Source organism: Pseudomonas soli, from assembly GCF_900110655.1.
Classification (GTDB): Bacteria; Pseudomonadota; Gammaproteobacteria; order Pseudomonadales; family Pseudomonadaceae; genus Aquipseudomonas; species Aquipseudomonas soli.
The window spans coordinates 134,859-158,665 of record NZ_FOEQ01000003.1 but is presented as its reverse complement, the minus strand read 5'-3'; the positions used below and the strand labels follow the sequence as shown (position 1 = coordinate 158,665).

Genomic DNA, 23,807 nt, shown 5'->3' with positions numbered 1-23,807 from the left:
GTAGCAGCCCGTCAAGCGGCTGCGTTCTTGGTCGCAGCCTCGATACGGCGAGTGATGTACCACTGCTGTCCGATCGACAGGCAGTTGTTCACAACCCAGTACAGCACCAGACCAGCCGGGAACCACAGGAAGAAGAAGGTGAAGATGATCGGCATCATTTTCATTACCTTCGCCTGCATCGGATCGGGCGGGGTCGGGTTCAGGCGCTGCTGGATGAACATGGTGGCGCCCATGATGATCGGCAGGATGAAGAACGGATCCTTGATCGACAGGTCGGTGATCCACAGCATCCACGGGGCCTGGCGCATCTCGACGCTTTCCAGAAGTACCCAGTACAGGGCCAGGAACACCGGCATCTGCACCAGGATCGGCAGGCAGCCGCCCAGCGGGTTGATCTTCTCTTTCTTGTACAGCTCCATCATCGCCTGGGACATCTTCTGGCGATCATCACCGAAGCGTTCCTTCAGCTGGGCCAGTTTTGGCGCCACGGCACGCATGCGCGCCATCGAGCGGTAGCTGGCGGCCGACAGCGGGAAGAACAGGCCCTTGATCAACATGGTCAGGACGATGATCGACCAGCCCCAGTTGCCCAGCAGGCTGTGGATATGTTGCAGCAGCCAGAAGATCGGCTGGGCGATGAACCACAGGAAGCCGTAGTCGACGGTCAGTTCCAGGCCTGGGGACAACTCTTTGAGCTTGGACTGGATCTTCGGGCCGGCATACAGCATGGCGCTGGTTTCGACCTTGCCGCCGGCAGGGACGTTAAGCGCCGGGCCGGTATAGCCGATGATGTAGTTGCCCTGGCTGTCCTTGCGGGTCTGGACGGCGTTGTTGTCCGAGTGGGTCGGGATCCAGGCGGTCACGAAGTAGTGCTGCAGCCAGGCGACCCAGCCGCCGGTCACATTTTCTTTCAAACTACCTTTGTCGATGTCTTTCATCGACACTTTCTTGTACGGCTCGGAAGCTGTCCACAGGGCCGCGCCCAGGTAGGTGGCGGTACCGGTGGCGGTGCTCGACGACGGGTCGGAGCTGGCGTCACGCTTGAGCTGGGCAAACATGTTGCCGGTCCAGGCCTGGCTGCTCTGGTTGTCGATCAGGTAGCTGACAGTCAGGTCATACTCACCGCGCTTGAAGCTGAAGCGCTTGATGTAGTTGACGCCGTTCTCGCTGAACTTCAGGTCGACCGACAGTTGGTCCTGGCCGTCGGCCAGCTGGAAGCTCTTCTGCTCTGCGGAGTACAGCGGACGACCCGTGGAACGGGCGTCCGGGCCGTTGGCGCCGGTCAGGCCGCTCTGGGCCAGATACACACGTTCGCCACCGTTATCGAACAGCTGGAACGGAATATCCGGATGATCCTGGCGACGAGGGTACTTCGGCAGGGTCAGTTGGACGATGTCACCACCGACCGGGTCGATAGCCAGGTCCAGGACGTCGGTCTTGATCCGGATCAGGTCCTTGCTGAGCGCCACTGGCGCCAGTTCGGCTGGGCTGGATTCAGCATTGGCGCTCGGCACATCGGCACTTGCACCGGAGTTGCCGGCCGGCACGGTGTCCGGCAGGGCCGGGGCAGCATTGCTGGCAGCAGCATTCTGAGTCGGCAGGGCAGCCTGGCCGTAGTCCTGGTTCCACTTGAGGACCATGACATAGGACACGATTGCCAGGGCGACGATCAGGATCGTGCGTTTAATATCCATGATTACTCGGCTATCGAAGAAGTTCGGGAGGAAGGAGCAGGTGGAACGGGATCGAAACCGCCGTCGTTCCACGGATGACAACGCCCCAGGCGACGAACGGCCAGCCACCCACCACGCAAGAGGCCATGGTTTTCAATGGCTTCATAGGCGTAACAGGAACAGCTGGGATAGAAACGACAGTGACTGGCCATCAGTGGACTGATGGCGTAACGGTAAAACTGGATCGGAACGAGGGCCAGTTTACGCATTGTGACTGTCTACCCCTGCGGAATTGGCGACCGCTGGAGAGGGCCGACTGCGGACCAGTCGCTTCCAGAGCTTGCCAAAGTGTTGGTGCAATTCTGGGTTTTCCACTTCGCCCAACCCCTTGCGCGCGACGATCACGATGTCCAGGCCAGCCAACAGCTGCTGGTTCAGGCGAAACGAATCGCGCATCAGGCGTTTCAGGCGATTGCGTTGAACGGCGAGCTTGACGCTCTTCTTGCCGATCACCAGGCCTAGGCGCGGATGATCGAGGCCGTTCTCGCGGGCAAGGATAAGCAGGTTTTTCCCTGGAACCTTGCCGGTTGGGGAGTCGAAGACCGCTTTGAAATGCCGGGCTGTAAGCAGTCGCTTTTCCCGACTGAAGTCCTGACTCACCACCTGTGCCGAAAAATCAAATTGCCAGACGCTTACGGCCTTTGGCACGGCGACGCGACAGAACGGCACGGCCGTTCTTGGTAGCCATACGGGCACGGAAACCGTGGGTGCGGGCGCGCTTGATGGTGCTTGGTTGGAAAGTACGTTTCATGGCGTGTTACCTGGGTTGGTCGACAACGGGCCGGAAGGGCCCCCTTTTTAAGAGATCGGCGATTCTAGAGAAAGCAAGGCAATAGGTCAATTTCCAACCAGCCATTCTTATGGAAGGTCGAATCAGGGTAGATCGAATCTCCCTCGAATGATGACCGTTTGCCCGTGTGGACAAAACGCAGGCAAACAGAAAAAACAAAGAGGCATATAAAAAGCTTTTTTGAAGAACTTATAGATCTTAGCTGGACAACCTTCTGTGGATAAGCCATTCAAGGCCACGTTTTACAGGCTGTACAGAGCTTCGCAACCTTGTCGGTAAAGGGTGCTCTGTCTGTGCGGGCCATGAGGACAACCTGTGGGCTGAATGGGTGTTTATCCACAGGGCTTTTATCCACAGAGCTCAGCCCGGGGTTGTGCATAGCCCACAGGTGTCGTTATCCACAGAGCTTATCAACACCGCTTGTGTGATGTAAGCGTCAGTTTTTGGCGGTTTTAACGTGATCGCGGTCGCCACCACGTGTGGATAACTGACCGCCTGCCCGGTACAATGGCGGTTTGTTTTGCCTCATCCGGCTTTCAACTCAGGGGATATCCGTGTCAGTGGAACTTTGGCAGCAGTGCGTGGAGCTTCTGCGCGATGAACTGCCTGCCCAGCAATTCAACACCTGGATCCGTCCGCTACAGGTCGAAGCCGAAGGCGACGAGTTGCGCGTCTATGCGCCCAACCGCTTCGTGCTTGATTGGGTCAACGAGAAGTACCTTGGCCGCCTGCTCGAACTGCTGGGTGAACAGGGCAGCGGCATTGCCCCTGCGCTTTCCTTGTTGATAGGTAGCCGTCGCAGCTCCGCGGCGCGTGCTGCCCCCAACGCACCTGTCAGCGCTGCAGTTGCCGCGACCCTTGCTCAACAGAGCCAAGTGCAGCCTCCGGTGGCGGCGGTCCAGCATACGAATGCCCCTGTGGTCGAGCTGGCGGAGGTTGCCGAGGTCGAGGAGCCATCGAGTCGTGATAGCTTCGACAGCATGAGCGACACCATCACGCCGCCGAAGGCCGGTGGGCGCACCGAGCAGCGCACGGTTCAGGTCGAAGGTGCGTTGAAGCACACCAGTTACCTGAATCGAACCTTTACCTTCGAGACTTTCGTCGAGGGTAAATCCAACCAACTGGCCCGCGCCGCAGCTTGGCAGGTCGCCGACAACCCAAAGCATGGCTACAATCCGCTCTTCCTTTATGGCGGCGTAGGTCTGGGTAAGACTCACTTGATGCACGCTGTGGGTAACCACCTGCTGAAGAAGAACCCGAACGCCAAGGTGGTCTACCTGCATTCCGAGCGCTTTGTGGCCGATATGGTCAAGGCGCTGCAGTTGAACGCCATCAATGAGTTCAAGCGTTTCTACCGCTCGGTCGACGCGCTTCTGATCGATGACATTCAGTTCTTTGCCCGCAAGGAGCGCTCCCAGGAGGAGTTTTTCCACACCTTCAATGCCCTGCTTGAAGGCGGCCAGCAGGTGATCCTCACCAGTGACCGCTACCCGAAGGAAATCGAAGGCCTGGAGGAGCGACTGAAGTCGCGCTTTGGTTGGGGTCTGACGGTCGCCGTCGAGCCGCCAGAGCTGGAAACTCGTGTTGCGATCCTGATGAAGAAAGCCGACCAGGCCAAGGTCGAGTTACCACACGATGCTGCCTTCTTCATCGCCCAGCGCATTCGCTCCAACGTGCGTGAACTGGAAGGTGCACTGAAACGAGTGATTGCCCACTCGCACTTCATGGGCCGCGATATCACCATCGAGCTGATTCGCGAGTCGCTCAAGGACTTGTTGGCCCTACAGGACAAACTGGTCAGTGTGGATAACATCCAGCGCACGGTGGCCGAGTACTACAAGATCAAGATCTCGGATCTGTTGTCCAAGCGTCGCTCGCGCTCGGTGGCGCGGCCTCGGCAGGTGGCGATGGCGTTGTCGAAAGAGTTGACCAACCACAGTCTGCCGGAGATTGGCGATATGTTTGGCGGCCGTGACCACACCACCGTCCTGCACGCTTGCCGGAAGATCAACGAATTGAAGGAATCCGACGCGGATATCCGCGAGGACTACAAGAACCTGCTGCGTACGCTGACGACTTGATGACCGTCGTCTGCGCAGCTATTTGAAGGCAAGGGACTAGACCATGCATTTCACCATTCAACGCGAAGCCCTGTTGAAACCTCTGCAACTGGTCGCAGGCGTCGTCGAGCGCCGCCAGACCTTGCCGGTTCTGTCCAACGTCCTGCTGGTCGTGCAAGGCCAGCAGCTGTCGTTGACCGGTACCGACCTGGAAGTCGAACTGGTTGGCCGCGTCCAGCTGGAAGAACCGGCTGAACCGGGCGAGATCACCGTCCCAGCGCGCAAGCTGATGGACATCTGCAAAAGCCTACCCAGCGATGTGCTGATCGACATCAAGGTCGACGAGCAGAAGTTGCTGGTCAAGGCCGGGCGCAGCCGTTTCACCCTTTCCACCTTGCCTGCCAATGATTTCCCGACTGTGGAAGAAGGGCCGGGCTCGCTGACCTGCCAGCTTGAGCAGAGCAAATTGCGCCGCCTGATCGAGCGCACCAGCTTCGCCATGGCCCAACAGGACGTGCGCTACTACCTCAACGGCATGCTGCTGGAAGTATCCCCCGGCACCTTGCGTGCCGTGGCCACCGATGGCCATCGCCTGGCGCTGTGTGCCATGCAGGCACCGATCGACCAAGCTGATCGTCATCAGGTCATCGTGCCGCGCAAAGGTATCCTGGAGCTGGCGCGCCTGCTGACAGACCCAGAAGGCATGGTCAGCATCGTTCTGGGCCAGCACCACATCCGTGCCACCACCGGTGAATTCACTTTCACCTCCAAGCTGGTGGACGGCAAGTTCCCGGACTACGAGCGCGTTCTGCCTAAAGGTGGCGACAAGCTGGTGGTCGGTGATCGTCAGGCACTGCGCGAAGCGTTCAGCCGCACCGCGATCCTGTCCAACGAGAAATACCGCGGCATCCGCCTGCAACTGGCCGCTGGTCAGCTGAAGATCCAGGCCAACAACCCGGAACAGGAAGAGGCGGAAGAAGAGATCAGCGTTGACTACAGCGGCAGCTCGTTGGAGATCGGTTTCAACGTCAGCTACCTGCTGGACGTGCTGGGTGTCATGACTACAGAGCAGGTGCGCCTGATTCTGTCGGACTCCAACAGCAGCGCCCTGTTGCAGGAAGCCGGCAATGACGACTCGTCCTACGTTGTCATGCCGATGCGTCTGTAACCCGTAGCAGGCGACATGTCCCTTCGACGTCTCTCGGTCACCGCGGTGCGCAACCTGCACCCGGTGACCCTCTCACCCTCCCCTCGCATCAACATCCTTTACGGCGCCAACGGCAGCGGCAAGACTAGCGTGCTCGAAGCTGTGCACCTGCTCGGTCTTGCGCGCTCGTTCCGCAGCACCCGGTTAAACCCGGTGATCCAGTACGATCAGCCGACCTGCACGGTGTTCGGCCAGGTCGAATTGGCTGAGGGCGGTATGAGCAACCTTGGTGTGTCGCGGGAGCGCCAGGGGGATTTCACCATTCGCATCGATGGACAGAACGCGCGCAGCGCCGCGCAACTGGCAGAGATGCTGCCGTTGCAGTTGATCAATCCGGACAGTTTCCGGCTGCTCGAAGGTGCGCCTAAAGTGCGTCGGCAGTTCCTCGATTGGGGCGTGTTCCACGTGGAACCCCGCTTCATGGCTACCTGGCAGCGCCTGCAGAAGGCCCTGCGGCAGCGGAACTCATGGCTGCGGCATGGTACACTGGACGCCGTTTCGCAAGCCGCCTGGGATCGAGAGTTATGTCTCGCCAGTGCGGAGATAGATGAATACCGTCGCAACTATATCAAGGCCTTGAAGCCTGTCTTCGAGCAGACCCTGAGCGAACTGGTCGAACTGGACGGGCTGACCCTGAGCTATTACCGAGGCTGGGACAAGGACCGGGAACTCAATGAAGTTCTCGCCGCCTCCCTCCTTCGTGATCAGCAGATGGGCCACACCCAGGCCGGGCCACAGCGTGCTGATCTGCGCCTTCGATTGGGCGCGAACAATGCGGCCGACATTCTTTCGCGTGGGCAGCAGAAGTTGGTGGTCTGCGCCCTGCGCATTGCACAGGGGCACCTGGTTAGCCAGGTTCGTCGCGGTCAGTGTATTTATCTGGTGGATGACTTGCCGTCCGAGCTGGACGAGCAGCATCGCCGCGCCCTGTGCCGCTTGCTTGAAGAATTGAACTGCCAGGTGTTCATCACCTGTGTAGACCACGAATTTCTGAGGGAAGGCTGGCAAACGGAAACGCCAGTTGCCTTGTTCCACGTGGAACAAGGCCGTATCACCCAGACCCACGACCATCGGGAGTGAAGGCATGAGCGAAAATCAAACGTACGACTCCTCCAGCATCAAAGTGCTGAAAGGGCTGGATGCCGTACGCAAACGTCCCGGCATGTACATTGGCGACACCGATGACGGCAGCGGCCTGCACCACATGGTATTCGAGGTGGTCGACAACTCGATCGACGAAGCCCTGGCCGGACATTGCGATGACATCACCGTCATCATTCACCCGGACGAATCTATCAGCGTCCGTGACAACGGCCGTGGTATTCCGGTCGATGTGCATAAAGAAGAAGGCGTTTCTGCAGCCGAGGTCATCATGACCGTGCTGCACGCCGGCGGTAAGTTCGACGATAACTCCTACAAGGTGTCCGGCGGTCTGCACGGTGTAGGTGTATCGGTTGTGAATGCCCTGTCGGAACAGCTAGTGCTCACCGTTCGTCGTAGCGGCAAGATCTGGGAACAGACCTACGTCCATGGCGTGCCCCAAGCGCCGATGGCGGTCGTGGGTGACAGCGAAACCACCGGTACCCACATTCACTTCAAGCCTTCGGCTGAAACTTTCAAGAACATCCACTTCAGCTGGGACATCCTCGCCAAGCGTATCCGCGAGCTGTCGTTCCTGAACTCCGGCGTCGGTATCCTGTTGAAGGATGAGCGCAGCGGCAAGGAAGAGTTCTTCAAGTACGAGGGTGGCCTGCGTGCATTTGTTGAGTACCTGAATACCAACAAGACTCCGGTCAACTCCCAGGTATTCCACTTCAATGTCCAGCGTGAAGATGGCGTGGGCGTTGAGATTGCCCTGCAGTGGAACGACAGCTTCAACGAAAACCTGCTGTGCTTCACCAACAACATTCCCCAGCGCGATGGTGGTACCCACCTGGTCGGCTTCCGTTCCTCGCTTACCCGTAGCCTGAACAGCTATATCGAGCAGGAAGGCCTGGCGAAAAAGAACAAGGTTGCCACCACCGGTGACGACGCCCGTGAAGGCTTGACTGCGATCATTTCGGTCAAGGTGCCGGATCCGAAGTTCAGCTCGCAGACCAAGGACAAGCTGGTTTCCTCGGAGGTGAAGACCGCCGTGGAACAGGAGATGAACAAATACTTCGCCGACTTCCTGTTGGAGAACCCCAACGAAGCCAAGGCCGTAGTCGGCAAGATGATCGATGCCGCACGTGCCCGTGAAGCGGCGCGTAAAGCGCGCGAGATGACTCGTCGCAAAGGCGCCCTGGATATCGCTGGCCTGCCAGGTAAACTGGCCGACTGCCAGGAGAAGGACCCTGCCCTTTCCGAACTGTACCTGGTGGAGGGTGACTCCGCGGGTGGCTCGGCCAAGCAAGGCCGCAACCGTCGCACCCAGGCTATCTTGCCGCTGAAGGGCAAGATCCTCAACGTCGAGAAAGCACGCTTCGACAAGATGATCTCCTCGCAGGAGGTCGGCACGTTGATCACCGCACTGGGCTGTGGCATCGGCCGCGAAGAGTACAACATCGACAAGTTGCGCTATCACAACATCATCATCATGACCGATGCTGACGTCGACGGTTCGCACATCCGTACCCTGCTGCTGACCTTCTTCTTCCGTCAGCTGCCGGAGCTGGTCGAGCGCGGCTACATCTACATCGCCCAGCCACCACTGTACAAGGTGAAGAAAGGCAAGCAGGAGCAGTACATCAAGGACGACGAGGCCATGGAAGAATACATGACCCAATCGGCCCTGGAAGATGCCAGCCTGCACCTGGATGAGGCAGCGCCAGCAGTATCTGGTGTCCAGCTACAAGCACTGGTAAACGAGTTCCGCGGAGTGATGAAAACGCTGAAGCGTCTGTCACGCCTGTATCCGGAAGAGCTGACCGAGAACTTCATCTACTTGCCTAAAGTTACTGTCGAGCAATTGGCTGACAAGGCGCAGATGGATGATTGGCTCAAAGCGTTCCAGCAGCGCCTGGACAACAGCCAGCGTTCTGGTTTGACCTACAAGGCTGCCTTGCACGAGGACAAGGAACGTAATATCTGGTTGCCGGTGGTGGAAACCACCTCTCACGGCTTGGCCAGCTACGTCACCTTCAACCGTGATTTCTTCGGTAGCAATGACTACCGCAGTGTCGTCGCCCTCGGCGAAAACCTCGGTACGTTGTTGGGCGAAGGTGCCTACGTTCAGCGCGGTGAGCGTCGCAAGGCGGTCACCGAGTTCAAGGAAGCCCTCGACTGGCTGATGAACGAGAGCACCAAGCGCCACACCATCCAGCGATATAAAGGGCTGGGTGAGATGAACCCGGACCAGCTGTGGGAAACCACCATGGACCCGACCGTGCGCCGCATGCTCAAGGTAACCATCGAGGACGCTATCGCCGCCGACCAACTGTTCAACACCCTTATGGGTGATGCGGTCGAGCCACGTCGCGACTTCATCGAAAGCAACGCCTTGTCGGTGTCCAACCTGGACTTCTGATTACTCAGGCGATACGCAATAGAAAAAGCCAATACGTAAGTATTGGCTTTTTTTTGCCCGTCTGATGGTGATCGACTGTTACGTCACGGCCCTACGGTTCTGTACAGGTAGCCTTTGTCCGGCACACAGACTCCGGTTTTCACAGGCTGGGGCGTCTTGACCGGACCATTGCCAGTCAGCTCGCTGACTGCGACTTTGCAAGAAGAGGACATGAAGCTTTCCTTTACTGTGATGTATCTGACCTCATAGTCCTTCCCTGCTTGTGGTACCAAGTAGACGGGTTTTGGGTAACACCAGGCCTTGCCCTGATCAGATACAGCGTGGAAACCCAAGCTCAGGACGATGGGTTGTACCAGCCGGGATCACATGCTCGTTGTAACCTACCCGGTCGTTCTTCAGCTCTTCTGTCGTTGTCGAAGCAGGAACACCAATGGTGCGGTTGATGTAATCTTCTTCAACCATACCTAACAGATCAACCCTTCTCCAAAGCATGTACTGCTTGGTAGAGGTTCGATCTTTGAACGTTACAGTGAGCGGTGTACCTTCCTTGGTTTGGAGAGGGCGATACTGTTCACAGGTTGCATTGGCCTGATAGGACCCGGTGATCTCAGGAGACGTAAAGGCGCGAATGCGAGCCGTGGTAGCGGGGTCGTACTTGGCCGTCTCGGCCTCATTTCGAATGTTGGTTTTTTCGTAGAAGCTGCAGCCATGCAGGCCTGCTGCAACTAAGGTCAAACCGATGATCTTTTTCAACACTCTCTCCGTGACCCAGGGCAAAGCTCGCAATCTTCCTTGAGCGGCGATATCAAAACAATACCATTCAGCAGTGTTCTCGTTGAATGTTCCACGTGGAACGCTCAAAGCCCTAGTGATTTGAGACGGCGATAGAGAGTCCGCTCACTCATGCCCAGATGTGCTGCCAGCTCATTACGTGATCCTTTGAAGGTCTCCAAGGCATGCGCCAGCTCGGCCATTTCATTACGTCCGCGACGGCCGAAATGACTCTGATCTGATAGTGGATGGATGTCTTCGGGCAGATGTTCCGGACGAATGAAACCATCATCGGCAAACAGCCGGGCCCGTTCCAGGATGTTCCTGAGCTCGCGAATGTTGCCTGGGAAGGTATGCAGGTTGAGGCGCTCAAGGGCTTCGGCGGTAACCTTGGGCGCATGCTTGCCGGCCATGCGTTGCAGCAGGCTCTCACAGAGTAACGGTAAATCCTCGACTCGCTCACGTAGTGACGGCAGGCGAATCGGGAATCCGCTGATGCGGTAATACAGGTCTTCGCGGAACGTCCCTTCGACGGCCATCTCTTTCAATGGCTTATGCGTTGCCGAGATCAGACGGAAGTCTGAATGGACCGTGCGAGTGCTGCCGACCGGACGGAAGCTTCCGGACTCGATCAGGCGTAGCAACTTCACCTGCATGGCCAGCGGCACCTCACCGATCTCGTCGAGGAACAAGGTTCCACCGTGAGCCGCTTCTGCCAGGCCGATCTTGCGCTGGATCGCGCCGGTGAAGGCGCCCTTCTCATAACCGAACAGTTCACTTTCGAATAGCGACTCGGTCAGCCCGGTGCAGTCCACCACCACCAAGGGGCCATTGGCTCGTGGGCTACCCAGGTGCAACGCCCGGGCGAACAGCTCCTTGCCCGTCCCGGATTCACCCTGGAGCAAGACCGGGATCTGCGCGGGGGCGGCACGCTGCAGACTGGAAACGGCGCTCTTGAAGGACGGAGCCCGGCCAACCAAACCCTGTTGTTGAGGTTGTGCCGATGCCAGGGTGACACTGGTCAGCCGCTCGACGAACGCCACCACCCTGCCCTCGTCGTCGAGGATCGGACGCAGTTCTACATCCACATGTTCAGGCCCGCGTGGAGTGTGATGGATGTGCAGCACACGCTCGGGCACCTTGCTGTCCAGCGACTTGCGCAGCGGGCAGTGTTCACCCGCCTGGTCGCAGGGAACGGCATAGTGATGGGAAACCCGATGGCACTTATCGCCGATTGGCGCGTGCTCCTCATTGCCGAACTGGCGACGGTAGGCGGCGTTGGCGGCGAGGATGTTGTAGTCGGTGTCCAGCACGATGCTGGGCAGCACATCGTGTTCAAGGTATGACACCAGTGCGATGATCGCGGGATGGGAAGCGGCTAGCATGACAGCACCAGAGGAAGGACCTTGCGAGCGTAGCAAGGACTGCCAAACACTGCCATCGACTGACAGTCGACTGCCAGGAACTGTCACCTTTGGGTTGCTGGAATGACGGCTGCTGCGCGTCCTTCGCGGCACGAGACCGTTCCTGCAGGGGGAAGGCGTCTATCTGAAAGGCTGGCATGTATCTTGATAAAGCACCTCCCACTGCCTATGCCTTCAAGGAGGCTTGGGACAACTGGAGAGTGCAATGATCATCGGCAACAACCTTCACGTCGAAGAGTTTTTCGACAAGGCGACCTGGACCATCAGCTACCTGGTCATGGATGGCGAGACGCGACAATGCGCGTTGATCGACAGCGTGCTGGATTACGACCCCAAGTCCGGGCGTACCTGTACCGATTCGGCGGACAAGCTGATCGCTCGCGTCGAGGAGCTGGATGCCAAGGTGCAATGGATCCTGGATACCCATGTGCACGCCGACCATCTGTCCGCGGCGGCCTACCTCAAATCCCGGCTGGGCGGCAGCATCGCGATCGGTGCGCAGATCACCCAGGTACAGAAAGTCTTCGGCTCCCTGTTCAACGCCGAACCGGGCTTTGCTCGGGACGGCAGTCAGTTCGACGTGCTGTTCGAAGATGAAGAAGGATTCCGCATTGGCAACCTGCATGCCCGTGCCCTGCACACCCCTGGGCATACCCCGGCGTGCATGAGCTATATGATCGAGGATGCTGGTGAGACCGCCGTGTTCGTCGGCGACACCTTGTTCACTCCCGACTATGGCACGGCTCGTTGCGACTTCCCGGGCGCCAGCGCAAGAACCCTGTACAAGTCGATCCGTCGCCTGCTCGCCTTCCCGGACCAGACCCGGCTGTTCATGTGCCACGACTATCTGCCTGGTGGCCGTGAGCTGTGCTTCGTCACCACCGTGGCCGAGCAACGCGCCGACAACATCCATATTCATCAAGGGGTCAGCGAAGACAGCTTCGTGCAGATGCGCGAAGCCCGTGACAAGACCCTCGACATGCCCGTGCTGATCTTGCCCTCGGTGCAGATCAACATGCGCAGCGGGCAATTCCCCGAACCTGAAGAAAACGGTGTGAGCTACCTGAAGATCCCGCTGAACAAGCTGTAAGTCACGCTTTACCCATAACGAGATTTCCAAGGAACACCGCCATGCCTGCCCTGTCCCCTGCCGATTCATCCCGTGCCGACCACCACAAGGTGGTGATCGTCGGCGCCGGTGCCGCCGGTATCGCTACCGCCTCCAGCCTGATCGCCCGTGATCCTTCGCTGGATATTGCCCTGATCGACCCCGCCGATGTGCACTACTACCAGCCAGGCTGGACCATGGTCGGTGCCGGTGTGTTCAAGGCGTCGAGTACCGCCCACACCATGGCCGCCACCCTGCCGCGCGGTGTGCGCTGGATCAAGACGCGGGTGGACGGCTTCGATCCCCAGGGCCAACTGGTGCTGCTCGAGGGTGGTCGCGCTGTCAGTTATGAACAGCTGGTGGTCTGCCCGGGTTTGAAGCTCGATTGGAATGCCATCGAAGGCTTGAGTGAGACCCTCGGGCGCAACGGCGTCACCTCCAACTACCGCTATGACCTGGCGCCCTATACCTGGCAACTGGTACAGAACCTCAAGCAGGGGCGCGCCCTTTTCACCCAGCCGCCGATGCCGATCAAGTGCGCCGGGGCGCCGCAGAAGGCGCTGTACCTGTCATGTGACCACTGGCTGCGCAGCGGCCAACTGGGCAACGTGAGGGCCAGCTTCTTCAATGCCGGCGCGGTGCTGTTCGGCGTGCCGGACTATGTACCGGCGCTGATGAGCTACATCGACAAGTACGGCGTCGACCTGAACTATCAGCATCGCCTGACGGCAGTAGATGGCGCGAACAAGCGCGCTACGTTTGTGCGCACCCTCCCCGACGGCACTACCGAGACCCGCGTCGAGGCCTTCGATATGCTGCATGTGGTTCCGCCCCAGGTGGCGCCTGATTTCATCCGCCAGAGCCCGCTAGCTGATGCGGCGGGTTGGGTGGACGTCGACCCGCAAACCTTGCGCCATCGCCAGTTTGGCAATATCCATGCCTTGGGCGACGTGGCCAACACCACCAACGCCAAGACCGCCGCCGCCGCCCGCAAGCAGGCACCGGTGGTGGCCAACAATGTGCTGGTGGCGCTTGGTCGACTCGCGACCCTCGCGCAATACGATGGCTATGGCTCCTGCCCGCTGACAGTGGAGCGGGGCAAGATCGTCCTGGCCGAGTTCACCTACGGCGGCAAGCTGGCACCGAGCTTCCCGCGTTGGCTGCTCGATGGCCGCAAGCCAACCCGCCTGGCCTGGCTGCTCAAGGCGCAGATCCTGCCGCCGCTGTACTGGAAAGCCATGCTCAAGGGCCGCGAGTGGCTGGCCCGGCCGCAACCTCTGGTGGTCGAGGCGCAACAGTGATCGAGCACCAACTGCTGGGCGCCGGGCTTGGTGCGATCATTGGTGCGGTGTTGGCGCTGACCGGCGCCGGTGGCGGCATCCTCGCGGTGCCGCTGCTGGTGTTCGGCTTGGGTCTGAGCATGGTCGAGGCGGCTCCGATCGGCCTGCTGGCCGTGGGGTTGGCGGCGGCAGTCGGTGCGGTGCTCGGCCTGCGCCAGGGGCTGGTGCGTTATCGGGCGGCACTGTTCATCGCGCTGATCGGGATTGCCTGTGCGCCGTTCGGCTTGATGCTCGCTCACCGTGTGCCGAATACACCGTTGGCCTTGGTCTTCGCCGGGGTGCTGGTGTACGCCTGTTTGCGGATATGGCGCAAGGCAGCACGTGAGCTGCGTGGCGAGTCACCCTGCGGCGAACGGGAGATCATGCCCTGCGTGCTCAACCCGCTGCAGGGGCGCTTGCGCTGGACCCTGCCCTGCGCCAGGGCACTGGCGTTCACCGGGATGCTGTCGGGGTTGCTATCTGGCCTGCTGGGCGTCGGTGGCGGCTTCGTGATCATTCCTGCTTTGAACCGCTACACCAACCTGAATATGCAAAGTATCGTCGCCACCTCGCTGGCGGTGATCGCCCTGGTGTCCACTGGCAGTGTGGTCAGCGCCAGCGTGGCGGGTGTGATGCATTGGTGGGTCGGCGCACCATTCGCCGCAGGGGCGGTGCTGGGCTTGCTGCTGGCGCGGCCGTTGGCTAGCAAGCTTGCCGGTCCGCGTCTTCAGCAGCTGTTCGCCGCAGTGGGCTGCGGCGCTGCCGTGCTGCTCGCCGGCAAGGCGCTATTCGGCTAGCAACTCATCCTGCTCGGCGGCGCACAGCGCCAGCAAGTAGTCCCACACCACGCGCAGGCGCACCGACTTGTGCAGCTCGCGGCGAGTGCAGATCCAGTAGCTGCGCTGGATGGTCTCGCCGGGCAGCACGCGTACCAGCTTCGGATCGTGCCGGGCCATGTAGTTGGGCAGCACGGCGATACCGAGCCCGGCCTGGGCGGCGTGCTGCTGGGCGATCACACTGGTGCTGCGGAACACCACGTTGGGCGCTCGGCAGAAGCTGTTGAGGAACAGCAGTTCCTGGCTGAACAGCAGGTCGTCGACATAACCGATCCAGTTGTGCCGGGCCAGATCTTCACGAGTGTCGAGCGATGGCGCTTGATTCAGGTATTCCTGGCTGGCGTACAGGGCCAGACGGTAGTCGGTGAGCTTGCGGGTGATCAGCAGGTCAGCGTTGGGTCGTTCCAGGTGGATGCTGATCTCGGCTTCGCGGTTGAGGATACTCACGAACCGCGGCACCGCCACCAGTTCCACTTCAAGCCCCGGATAGCGCTGGAACAACGCTTTCATGCGCGGGGTGAAGAACATGATGCCGATGCCTTCGGTCACGCCAAGGCGGATCTTGCCCAGCGGCGTGATGGCCTGGGTGATCTCTTCCTGCGCCAGCAAGGCGACGTTCTCCATGGCTTCGGCATGCTTGAGCAGCGCCTGGCCCGAGGGGGTGAGCTCGTAACCCTGAGCGTGCTGGACGAACAGCGCGGTGCCCAGGTGCTTCTCGATGCTCTCGATATGCCGGGCGACGGTGCTGTGGGTAGTGTTGAGGCGCTTGGCGGCGCTGAGCAAGCGGCCGCTGCGCTGCAACTCGAGGAAAAAACGCAGATCGTTCCAGTCGAACATGGGCGTCCTTGGATGTGCTGGCTGTTGAAGCCACCGCGGGATGAACCCGCTCTCACAGTCGGATAGTCGCTGTGCTAAAACGCACAACGGCTGCGCGAAATCTCGTGTTTCCTCCGCGAAATTAATCAATAAGATGGATCGGGACAAGAATAATAATCAGGCGCGAGGTTGCACATGCCATCAGCCGATTCTGTCTACGACTACGTGGTCGTGGGTGCCGGTCCCGCCGGTTGCCTGCTGGCCAATCGCTTGTCCGCCGATCCATCCTGCCGCGTGTTGCTGCTCGAGGCGGGTGGCCGTGACAACTATCCCTGGATTCATATCCCCGTCGGTTACCTCTACTGCATCGGCAATCCACGCACCGACTGGTGCATGAAGACCGAGGCCCAGCCCGGGCTGAACGGGCGTGCCCTAGGCTATCCGAGGGGCAAGGTGCTGGGTGGCTGTTCATCCATCAACGGCATGATCTACATGCGCGGCCAGGCCGCCGACTACGACCGTTGGGCCGAGCAAGGCAACGAGGGCTGGGCATGGAAGGATGTGCTGCCGCTGTTCAAGGCCAGCGAGAGCCACTATGCCGGTGCCAGCGACAGCCATGGCGTCGACGGTGAGTGGCGAGTCGAGCAGCAGCGCTACAGCTGGCCAATCCTCGATGCCTTTCGCGATGCGGCCGAACAGAGCGGCATCGCCAGGACCGACGACTTCAATACAGGCGACAACGCCGGCTGTGGATACTTTCAGGTCAACCAGCGCAGCGGTGTGCGCTGGAACTCGGCCAAGGCATTTCTCAGGCCCGTTCTCAAGCGCCCGAACCTGACCGTGCTGACCGGCGTGCAGGTCGACCAGGTGTTGCTCGGCAACACCCGCGCCCGGGCTGTAAGGGCGCTTTGGCAAGGTGCATGGCATGAGTTCGCGGCACGCCGCGAGATTATTCTCTGTGCAGGTTCGGTCGGTTCGCCCGGCATCCTGCAGCGCTCGGGGATTGGCCCACGCAAATTGCTCGAAGGGTTGGGCATCGCCGTGCGCCACGACATGCCTGGCGTCGGCGGCAACCTGCAGGACCATCTGCAACTGCGGTTGATCTACCAGATCCAGAACACGCGCACCCTCAACCAGATGGCCAACAGCCTGTGGGGTAAGCTGGGCATGGGCCTGCGCTATGCCTACGACCGTAGTGGACCACTGGCCATGGCGCCGAGTCAGTTGGGCGCCTTCGCCCGTTCGAGCCCAGAGCAAGAGACCGCCAATCTTCAGTATCACGTCCAGCCCTTGTCGCTGGAGCGCTTCGGCGAGCCGCTGCACCGGTTCCCGGCCTTCACCGCGTCGGTATGTAACCTGCGCCCGGCCAGTCGAGGTCGAATCGATATCCGCTCGGCGGACATGAACGCCGCGCCGCTGATAGACCCCAACTACCTCAGCGCCCCCGAGGACCTGCGCGTGGCCGCCGACGCCATCCGCCTTACCCGGCGCATCGTCCATGCCCCTGCCCTGGCCGCCTTCGAACCCCGCGAGTACCTGCCAGGCCCTGCCCTGCAGAGCGAAGAAGACCTGCACCAGGCCGCCGGCCAGATCGGCACCACCATCTTCCACCCGGTGGGTACCTGCCGCATGGGCAGTGGTGTGCTCGATGTTGTGGATAACCAGCTGCGCGTGCATGGCATTCCGGGCCTGCGTGTGGCGGATGCCTCGATCATGCCGCAGATAGTCTCCGGCAATACCTGTTCACCCACGTTGATGATTGCCGAAAAGGCGGCACAACTTATCCTCAAGGGGGCCAACACCCAGACCAACCTCAGCGACAGCAACGCGATACCGACGCCCTGACCCGGGTGTGTGCAACAGCGGCAGCGCGGTCAGCGGCTGCCGGCAGTGGAACAACAAGAATAATCACTGTGGCCCCAAGGGCCGAGGACAGCAACGATGTCGGATTACATCCAGGAACAGGGTGCGGTGGCGAGCAGCCCGAGCCGCCGTGAGGAACGCAAGATCATTTTCGCGTCATCCCTCGGGACAGTGTTCGAGTGGTATGACTTCTTTCTCTATGGCGCCTTGGCGGCGGTGATCAGCAAGCAGTTCTTTGCAGGGGTCAACGACACCACCGCGTTCATCTTCGCCTTGATGGCCTTCGCCGCCGGTTTCCTGGTGCGCCCGTTCGGCGCCTTGGTGTTCGGCCGTCTGGGGGACATGATCGGGCGCAAGTACACCTTCCTGGTGACCATCGTACTGATGGGCCTCTCGACCTTCGCCGTCGGTCTGCTGCCCACCTATGCCAGCATCGGTATCGCCGCGCCGATTATCCTCGTCATACTGCGCATGCTCCAGGGACTGGCATTGGGCGGCGAATACGGCGGTGCGGCCACTTATGTGGCCGAACACGCTCCGTCCGGCAAGCGCGGTTTCCATACCGGCTTCATCCAGTCCACCGCTACGCTCGGCCTGCTGTTGTCGTTGATCGTGGTCCTGGCCAGTCGCTATATCAGTGGCGATGAGTTCGAGACCTGGGGCTGGCGCCTGCCGTTCCTGCTGTCGATCGTCCTGCTGGCGATCTCCACCTGGATCCGCATGAGCATGCATGAGTCGCCGGCATTCGTGAAAATGAAAGCCCAGGGCAAGACCAGCAAGTCGCCGATCCGCGAATCGTTCACCTCCTGGCCAAACCTCAAGGTGGTCCTGACCGCGCTGTTCAGCATCAACGCCGGACAAGCGGTGACCTTCTACACCGCACAGTTCTATGTGCTGTTCTTCATGACCCAGATGCTCAAGATGGACCCGGCCCAGGCCAATACCCTGTTGATCATCAGCGTGGTGATCGGCGCGCCGTTCTTCGTGTTCTTCGGTTGGCTGTCGGACCGTATCGGGCGCAAGCCAATCCTCATGGTTGGGCTGTTGCTGGCCACCGTGTGCTACTTCCCGATATTCAAGGCGCTGAGCCATTACGCCAACCCGCAGATCGACGCCGCCAGCCGGGAAGCGCCCATTGTCGTCAGTGCCAACCCGCAAGGCTGCACCTTCCAGTTCGACCCGGTGGGCAAGGCCCGTTTCGACAGCCCTTGCGACAAGGTAAAGACCTTCCTGGTCAAACAGGGCCTGCCCTACAGCTCGGTCGAGGCTGCCGGCAGCGAAGTGCAGGTGAGCATCGGTGACAAGACCATCAACGGTTTCGACGAGGCGGCCATGCGCAGCGCCATCGAAGCGGCTGGCTATCCGGCCAAGGCCGACCCGGCGCATGTGAACCAGGTGATGGTGGTAGTGCTGATCGTTGCCATGATCCTGATCGCCACCATGACTTACGGGCCACTGGCGGCGGTCATGGTCGAGCTGTTCCCGACGCGGATCCGCTATACCTCGATGTCCCTGCCCTACCATATCGGTAACGGCTGGTTCGGTGGCTTCCTGCCAACGGTATCGTTCGCGTTGGTGGTGTATACCGGGGATATCTTCTATGGGCTGTGGTATCCGGTGCTGATCACCGGGGTGAGCCTGGTGGTAGGGATCTTCTGCCTGAAAGAGACCAAGGACGTTGATATCGATAAGGTCTAGGCAGTACAGATGACACTGCGTGCGGGCTTGTCCCGCGATACCGGCGCAGCCTGTGCCATCCATCGCGGGGCAAGCCCGCTCACACGTACTCGCTATGCCACCATCAAACGAGCAAAAAAACCGGCGTAAAAGCCGGTTTTTTTATAGCGCGAAAAAACTTATGCACGATTTTCGCAAAAACGTCATACATGGAAATAAACAGCCAATTCAATCACTTAGCATGCTTTATCGATCATCCATGCAAAACTTGCTAACAAGTTATCCACAGATCGTCAGGCTGGCTGCTGCTCCGGGTTTTCCGCCAGCGGCGGCAGCGAACCCATGGCTCGCTGGGTCGCTTCGTTCCAGGCCTGGGCGCGGTCGTTCAGCTCGGCGATGGCGCGTGGGCCAGTGCCCACGGCATACATTGGTTCACCGATCACCACCTCGATGGTGCCCGGGCGTTTGCCCCAGCCTTCTCGCGGCCAAAACTTGCCGGCGTTGTGGGCAATCGGCAGTACCGGCAGGCCGGCGTTGACCGCCAGGGCGGTACCGCCACGGGAGAACTTGCCGATCTGGCCATGAGGCACGCGGGTGCCTTCGGGGAAGATCAGCACCCAGGTGCCTTGCTTGAGCAGCTCGTCGCCCTGGCTAGCGACCTGGCGCAGCGCTTCCTTGGGATTCTTGCGATCGATGGCGATCGGCCGCAGCATGGCCATGGCCCAGCCGAAGAACGGCACGTACAGCAGTTCGCGCTTGAGCACCTGGCTAAGCGGCGAGAAATACGCGGAGAGCAGGAAGGTTTCCCAGGTGCTCTGGTGGTTCGACAGGATCACGCAAGGTACTTTCGGTACGTTCTCGGCACCGGTGATCTTGTAGTCGATGCGCAGGATCGTGCGGGCCAGGAACAACGCACAGCGGCACCAGTACACGTTGATGAACTTGTAGCGCTTGGGGAACGGCAGGAAGGGCGCGACGAAGAAGCTCAGCGAGCACCACAGCAGTGAACTGGTGCCCAACAGCAGGTAAAAAAGAAAGATTCTGATCGCCTGCAGGATCGACATAGTGGCATGTACCGTTGCGGGGCGTGCCCGCCTAATGAAAAGTGCGCCGTTTCTGGCGCACTCATTTAAATAAGTTCTCTGGCGATAGCCGCCAGATCGTCGAAAATCAGTGTAGTTTGCGGGACGCCTTTTTCCAGGGTCCTCTCGCCCTTGCCGGTTTTTACCAACACGGGTTGTGCATCGACGGCCAGGGCCGCCTCCAGGTCACCTTTGCTGTCACCGACGAACCACACGCCGGCCAGGGACACCTGGTAATGCTCGGCAATGGTCCGCAGCATGCCGGGCTTGGGCTTGCGGCATTCGCAGCCCTCGTCCGGGCCGTGCGGGCAATGCACGATCAGGCCGACCTCGCCGCCCTGCTCGGCCACCAGCGCGCGCAGGCGCGCATGCATGGCCTCGAGGGTTTGCAGCGGGTAGTAGCCGCGGGCGATGCCGGACTGGTTGGTGGCCACGGCCACCGTCCAGCCCGCCTTGCTCAACTGCGCGATGGCCTCGATCGAGCCGGGAATGGGGATCCACTCCTCCAGCGACTTGATGTAGGCGTCGGAGTCGTGGTTGATCACTCCGTCTCGATCAAGAATCAGCAGTTTCAACGACTTACCCCAGCAGCGAGATATCGGCCACGCCCAGGAACAGACCGCGCAGGCGGCTGAGCAGGGCATAACGGTTGGCGCGTACCTTGGCGTCCTCGGCGTTGACCATCACCGCCTCGAAGAAGGCGTCGACCGGGTCACGCAGGGCGGCCAGACGGGCCAGGGCTTCGCTGTACTGACGCGCCGCGGCCATCGGTTGCACAGCCTGGTCGGCCTGCTGGATGGCCGAGTACAGGGAGAACTCGTTGGCGTTGTCGAAGTACTTGGGTTCGACCTGATCGGCGATGGCGCCTTCGGCCTTGCCCAGCAGGTTCGACACGCGCTTGTTCGCTGCAGCCAGCGCGTCGGCTTCCGGCAGCTTGCGGAAGGCCTGCACGGCCTGTACGCGTTGGTCGAAGTCCAGCGCCGAGCCGGGCTTCAGGGCACGCACCGCCAGGTAGGTGGAGACGTCGATGCCTTCATCCTCGTAGCGCGCGCGCAGGCGGTCGAAGACGAACTCCAGCACCTGCTCGGACAGGCCGGCGGCCTTGACGTTGGCACCGAACTGCTTGACCGCGAACTCGACCGCGACATTCAGGTCCAGATCCAGCTGCTTCTCGATCAGGATACGCAGCACGCCCAGGGCAGCACGGCGCAGGGCGTATGGGTCCTTGCTGCCGGTGGGCAGCATGCCGATGCCGAAGATGCCGACCAGGGTGTCTAGCTTGTCGGCAATGGCCACGGCGGCACCGGTGAGGGTCTGCGGCAGCTCGGCGCCAGCGCCGCGCGGCATGTACTGCTCGTTCAGCGCCAGGGCGACGTCTTGCGGCTCGCCGTCGTTGAGGGCGTAGTAGTAGCCGGCAATACCCTGCATTTCAGGGAATTCGCCGACCATTTCCGAGGCCAGGTCGCACTTCGACAGCAGACCGGCACGACCAGCATTGGCGGCGCTGCCACCGATGTACGGGGCAATGAAGGCGGCCAGCTTGGAGACGCGCTCGGCCTTTTCGAACACGGTCCCCAGCTGAGCCTGGAACACCACGTTCTTCAGGCGTTCGTTGAAGCTTTCCAGGGGCTGCTTCTTGTCCTGCTTGAAGAAGAACTCGGCGTCGGTCAGGCGCGGGCGCACGACCTTCTCGTTGCCCTGCACGATCTGCTTGGGATCACGGCTCTCGACGTTGGCCACGGTGATGAAGCGCGGCAGCAGCTTGCCTTCGCTGTCCAGCAGGCAGAAGTACTTCTGGTTGTCCTGCATGGTGGTGATCAGCGCTTCCTGCGGCACCTCGAGGAAACGCTCCTCGAACGAGCACACCAGCGGCACCGGCCACTCGACCAGGGCGGTTACTTCGTCCAGCAGCGCCGGCGGCACGATGGCCGTGCCTTCCTGCTGCATGGCCAGCTCTGCGGTGCGCTTGCTGATCAGCTCGCGACGCTCGGCAAAGTCAGCCAGCACGTGGGCCTTGCGCAGGTCCTCGACGTAGTTTGCCGGGGTGGTGATGAGTACGTTTTCCGGGTGGTGGAAGCGGTGGCCACGGGATTCACGGCCGGCTTTCTGGGCCAGGATGGTGCAGTCGACGACCTGATCGCCGAGCAACATCACCAGCCACTGGGTCGGGCGCACGAACTCTTCACGGCTGGCGCCCCAGTGCATGCGCTTGGGGATCGGCAGGTCGTTGAGCGAATCCTCGACGATGGTTGGCAGCAGGCTGGTAGTGGCCTTGCCCGGAATGTGCTGGGAGAAGCGCAGCTTCGGGCCGCTCTGGTCGATGTCCGACAGCTCGACGCCGCACTTCTTGGCGAAGCCCAGGGCGGCCTGGGTAGGTTCGCCGTCTTTGAAGGCAGCCTGCACGGGCGGGCCGTCGATGTTGATGCTGCGGTCTGGCTGCTGCACATCCAGCTGGCGGATCAGCACGGCCAGGCGGCGCGGCGCGGCGTAGACCTGCTTGCCGGTGTAGTTCAGGCCGGCGGCCTGCAGGCCTTTCTCGATGCCGGCGAGGAAAGCGTCGCCCAGCGTGGCGAGGGCCTTGGGTGGCAGCTCTTCGGTGCCCAGTTCAACCAGGAAATCTTGAGCACTCATTGTGCAGCCTCCAGCTTAGCCAACACTTCGTCACGCAGTTCAGGGGTGGCCATCGGGAAGCCCAGGCGTGCGCGAGCTTGCAGATAGCTTTGCGCTACGTCCCGGGCCAGGGTACGTACGCGCAGGATGTAGCGCTGGCGCTCGGTCACCGAGATGGCGCGGCGGGCGTCCAGCAGGTTGAAGGTGTGTGAGGCCTTCAGGACCATTTCGTAGGTGGGCAGCGGCAGGTCCAGCTTGATCAGACGGTTAGCTTCGCTTTCGTAGAAGTCGAACAGTTCGAACAGCTTCTCGACGTTGGCGTGCTCGAAGTTGTAGGTCGACTGCTCCACCTCGTTCTGGTGGAACACGTCGCCATAGGTAACCTTGCCGAACGGGCCGTCGGCCCATACCAGGTCGTAGACCGAGTCCACGCCCTGGATGTACATGGCCAGGCGCTCCAGGCCGTAGGTGATTTCACCAGTGACCGGGTAGCACTCGATACCGCCGACTTGCTGGAAGTAGGTGAACTGAGTCACCTCCATGCCGTTCAGCCAGATTTCCCAGCCAAGGCCCCAGGCGCCGAGGGTTGGCGATTCCCAGTTGTCTTCGACGAAGCGAATGTCGTGAACCAGCGGGTCGATGCCGATGGCCTTCAGCGAGCCGAGGTACAGCTCCTGGAAGTTCGCCGGGTTTGGCTTGAGCACCACCTGGAACTGATAGTAGTGCTGCAGGCGGTTGGGGTTTTCGCCATACCGCCCGTCGGCTGGGCGACGGCTGGGCTGCACATAGGCGGCGTTCCAGGTCTCCGGGCCCACGGCACGCAGGAAGGTAGCGGTGTGGAAAGTTCCGGCGCCTACTTCCATATCGTAGGGCTGAAGCACCACACAACCTTGAGCTGCCCAGTAGTTCTGCAGGGCGAGGATCAGGTCTTGGAAGGTACGCACGGCTGGCGTAGGCTGGCTCACGAAATTCACCTGTATCTGGGGATGCGGATGTAAAGAGCGGG

Annotated in this window: 20 protein-coding genes; 9 read left to right on the top strand and 11 right to left on the bottom strand. The window is 60.6% G+C overall.

Features of this window, described 5'->3' with window-relative positions; all coding sequences use genetic code 11:
* Positions 1 to 11: 11 nt before the first annotated feature.
* The 4 genes from yidC to rpmH are packed head-to-tail and all read right to left on the bottom strand — an operon-like array spanning position 12 to position 2,484.
* Positions 12 to 1,694, bottom strand: coding sequence for a membrane protein insertase YidC (gene yidC / locus BMY03_RS08695; RefSeq protein ID WP_094010828.1), 1,683 nt, complete (start codon positions 1,692 to 1,694; stop codon positions 12 to 14).
* 2 nt (positions 1,695 to 1,696) lie between these two features.
* The gene (yidD, locus tag BMY03_RS08690) at positions 1,697 to 1,942 is read right to left on the bottom strand and encodes a membrane protein insertion efficiency factor YidD (protein WP_011536514.1); all 246 of its coding nucleotides are present in this window, start codon (positions 1,940 to 1,942) and stop codon (positions 1,697 to 1,699) included.
* A complete protein-coding gene (gene rnpA / locus BMY03_RS08685) occupies positions 1,935 to 2,336 on the bottom strand; it encodes a ribonuclease P protein component (protein ID WP_094010827.1) in 402 nt (133 codons plus the stop codon). Before rnpA ends, yidD begins: the two co-directional genes overlap by 8 nt.
* A 13-nt stretch (positions 2,337 to 2,349) precedes the next feature.
* Entirely contained in the window at positions 2,350 to 2,484 is a 135-nt protein-coding gene (gene rpmH / locus BMY03_RS08680; protein WP_003253163.1) for a 50S ribosomal protein L34, read from the bottom strand.
* Positions 2,485 to 3,077: 593 nt separating this feature from the next.
* Between rpmH and dnaA the strand changes: the two genes are divergently transcribed.
* The 4 genes from dnaA to gyrB are packed head-to-tail and all read left to right on the top strand — an operon-like array spanning position 3,078 to position 9,295.
* Positions 3,078 to 4,604 (top strand): chromosomal replication initiator protein DnaA, encoded by a 1,527-nt coding sequence (dnaA, locus tag BMY03_RS08675; protein ID WP_023628553.1) that lies wholly within the window; start codon positions 3,078 to 3,080, stop codon positions 4,602 to 4,604.
* A 43-nt stretch (positions 4,605 to 4,647) separates the two neighbouring features.
* Positions 4,648 to 5,751: a DNA polymerase III subunit beta gene (gene dnaN / locus BMY03_RS08670; RefSeq protein WP_038707084.1), complete on the top strand. Its 1,104-nt coding sequence runs from the start codon at positions 4,648 to 4,650 to the stop codon at positions 5,749 to 5,751.
* A 15-nt stretch (positions 5,752 to 5,766) separates the two neighbouring features.
* Entirely contained in the window at positions 5,767 to 6,870 is a 1,104-nt protein-coding gene (gene recF, locus BMY03_RS08665) for a DNA replication/repair protein RecF (protein WP_094010826.1), read from the top strand.
* Between the two features lie 4 nt (positions 6,871 to 6,874).
* Entirely contained in the window at positions 6,875 to 9,295 is a 2,421-nt protein-coding gene (gene gyrB / locus BMY03_RS08660; RefSeq protein ID WP_023628552.1) for a DNA topoisomerase (ATP-hydrolyzing) subunit B, read from the top strand.
* A 309-nt stretch (positions 9,296 to 9,604) separates the two neighbouring features.
* Here the strand turns inward: gyrB and BMY03_RS08655 are convergent, their stop codons facing one another.
* Both BMY03_RS08655 and BMY03_RS08650 read right to left on the bottom strand, forming a co-directional pair.
* Positions 9,605 to 10,048 (bottom strand): hypothetical protein, encoded by a 444-nt coding sequence (locus BMY03_RS08655; RefSeq protein WP_143067537.1) that lies wholly within the window; start codon positions 10,046 to 10,048, stop codon positions 9,605 to 9,607.
* A gap of 104 nt (positions 10,049 to 10,152) precedes the next feature.
* Positions 10,153 to 11,451 (bottom strand): sigma-54 interaction domain-containing protein, encoded by a 1,299-nt coding sequence (locus tag BMY03_RS08650; RefSeq protein WP_023629231.1) that lies wholly within the window; start codon positions 11,449 to 11,451, stop codon positions 10,153 to 10,155.
* A 244-nt stretch (positions 11,452 to 11,695) separates the two neighbouring features.
* Here BMY03_RS08650 and BMY03_RS08645 point away from each other — a divergent pair, with 244 nt between their 5' ends.
* From BMY03_RS08645 to BMY03_RS08635, 3 genes are read left to right on the top strand one after another with little or no spacing between them, the layout of a single operon-like run.
* Positions 11,696 to 12,580: an MBL fold metallo-hydrolase gene (locus BMY03_RS08645; RefSeq protein WP_023629230.1), complete on the top strand. Its 885-nt coding sequence runs from the start codon at positions 11,696 to 11,698 to the stop codon at positions 12,578 to 12,580.
* A 41-nt stretch (positions 12,581 to 12,621) separates the two neighbouring features.
* On the top strand, positions 12,622 to 13,899 hold the full coding sequence (locus BMY03_RS08640; RefSeq protein WP_094010824.1) for an NAD(P)/FAD-dependent oxidoreductase: 1,278 nt from the start codon (positions 12,622 to 12,624) through the stop codon (positions 13,897 to 13,899).
* Positions 13,896 to 14,714, top strand: coding sequence for a sulfite exporter TauE/SafE family protein (locus BMY03_RS08635; RefSeq protein WP_094010823.1), 819 nt, complete (start codon positions 13,896 to 13,898; stop codon positions 14,712 to 14,714). The genes BMY03_RS08640 and BMY03_RS08635 overlap by 4 nt, the downstream gene beginning before the upstream one ends.
* Here BMY03_RS08635 and BMY03_RS08630 read toward each other — a convergent pair.
* Positions 14,703 to 15,590 (bottom strand): LysR family transcriptional regulator, encoded by an 888-nt coding sequence (locus tag BMY03_RS08630; RefSeq protein ID WP_094010822.1) that lies wholly within the window; start codon positions 15,588 to 15,590, stop codon positions 14,703 to 14,705. The two genes, BMY03_RS08635 and BMY03_RS08630, sit on opposite strands and share 12 nt — an antisense overlap.
* Before the next feature lie 174 nt (positions 15,591 to 15,764).
* Here BMY03_RS08630 and BMY03_RS08625 point away from each other — a divergent pair, with 174 nt between their 5' ends.
* Together BMY03_RS08625 and BMY03_RS08620 are read left to right on the top strand one after the other, a co-directional pair.
* Complete coding sequence (locus BMY03_RS08625; protein ID WP_094010821.1) at positions 15,765 to 17,414, top strand: GMC family oxidoreductase; 1,650 nt, start codon at positions 15,765 to 15,767, stop codon at positions 17,412 to 17,414.
* A gap of 96 nt (positions 17,415 to 17,510) precedes the next feature.
* Positions 17,511 to 19,130, top strand: coding sequence for an MFS transporter (locus BMY03_RS08620; RefSeq protein WP_094010820.1), 1,620 nt, complete (start codon positions 17,511 to 17,513; stop codon positions 19,128 to 19,130).
* A gap of 272 nt (positions 19,131 to 19,402) precedes the next feature.
* Here the strand turns inward: BMY03_RS08620 and BMY03_RS08615 are convergent, their stop codons facing one another.
* The 4 genes from BMY03_RS08615 to glyQ all read right to left on the bottom strand — a co-directional run bounded on the left by BMY03_RS08615 (position 19,403) and on the right by glyQ (position 23,766).
* Complete coding sequence (locus tag BMY03_RS08615; protein ID WP_094010819.1) at positions 19,403 to 20,173, bottom strand: lysophospholipid acyltransferase family protein; 771 nt, start codon at positions 20,171 to 20,173, stop codon at positions 19,403 to 19,405.
* A gap of 65 nt (positions 20,174 to 20,238) precedes the next feature.
* Positions 20,239 to 20,766 carry a D-glycero-beta-D-manno-heptose 1,7-bisphosphate 7-phosphatase gene (gene gmhB / locus BMY03_RS08610; RefSeq protein ID WP_038707089.1) on the bottom strand — a complete coding sequence of 176 codons (528 nt, stop codon included), beginning with the start codon at positions 20,764 to 20,766 and terminating at the stop codon, positions 20,239 to 20,241.
* A 4-nt stretch (positions 20,767 to 20,770) separates the two neighbouring features.
* Entirely contained in the window at positions 20,771 to 22,822 is a 2,052-nt protein-coding gene (gene glyS, locus BMY03_RS08605) for a glycine--tRNA ligase subunit beta (RefSeq protein ID WP_094010818.1), read from the bottom strand.
* A complete protein-coding gene (glyQ, locus tag BMY03_RS08600; protein ID WP_023629852.1) occupies positions 22,819 to 23,766 on the bottom strand; it encodes a glycine--tRNA ligase subunit alpha in 948 nt (315 codons plus the stop codon). Before glyQ ends, glyS begins: the two co-directional genes overlap by 4 nt.
* Positions 23,767 to 23,807: the final 41 nt, after the last annotated feature.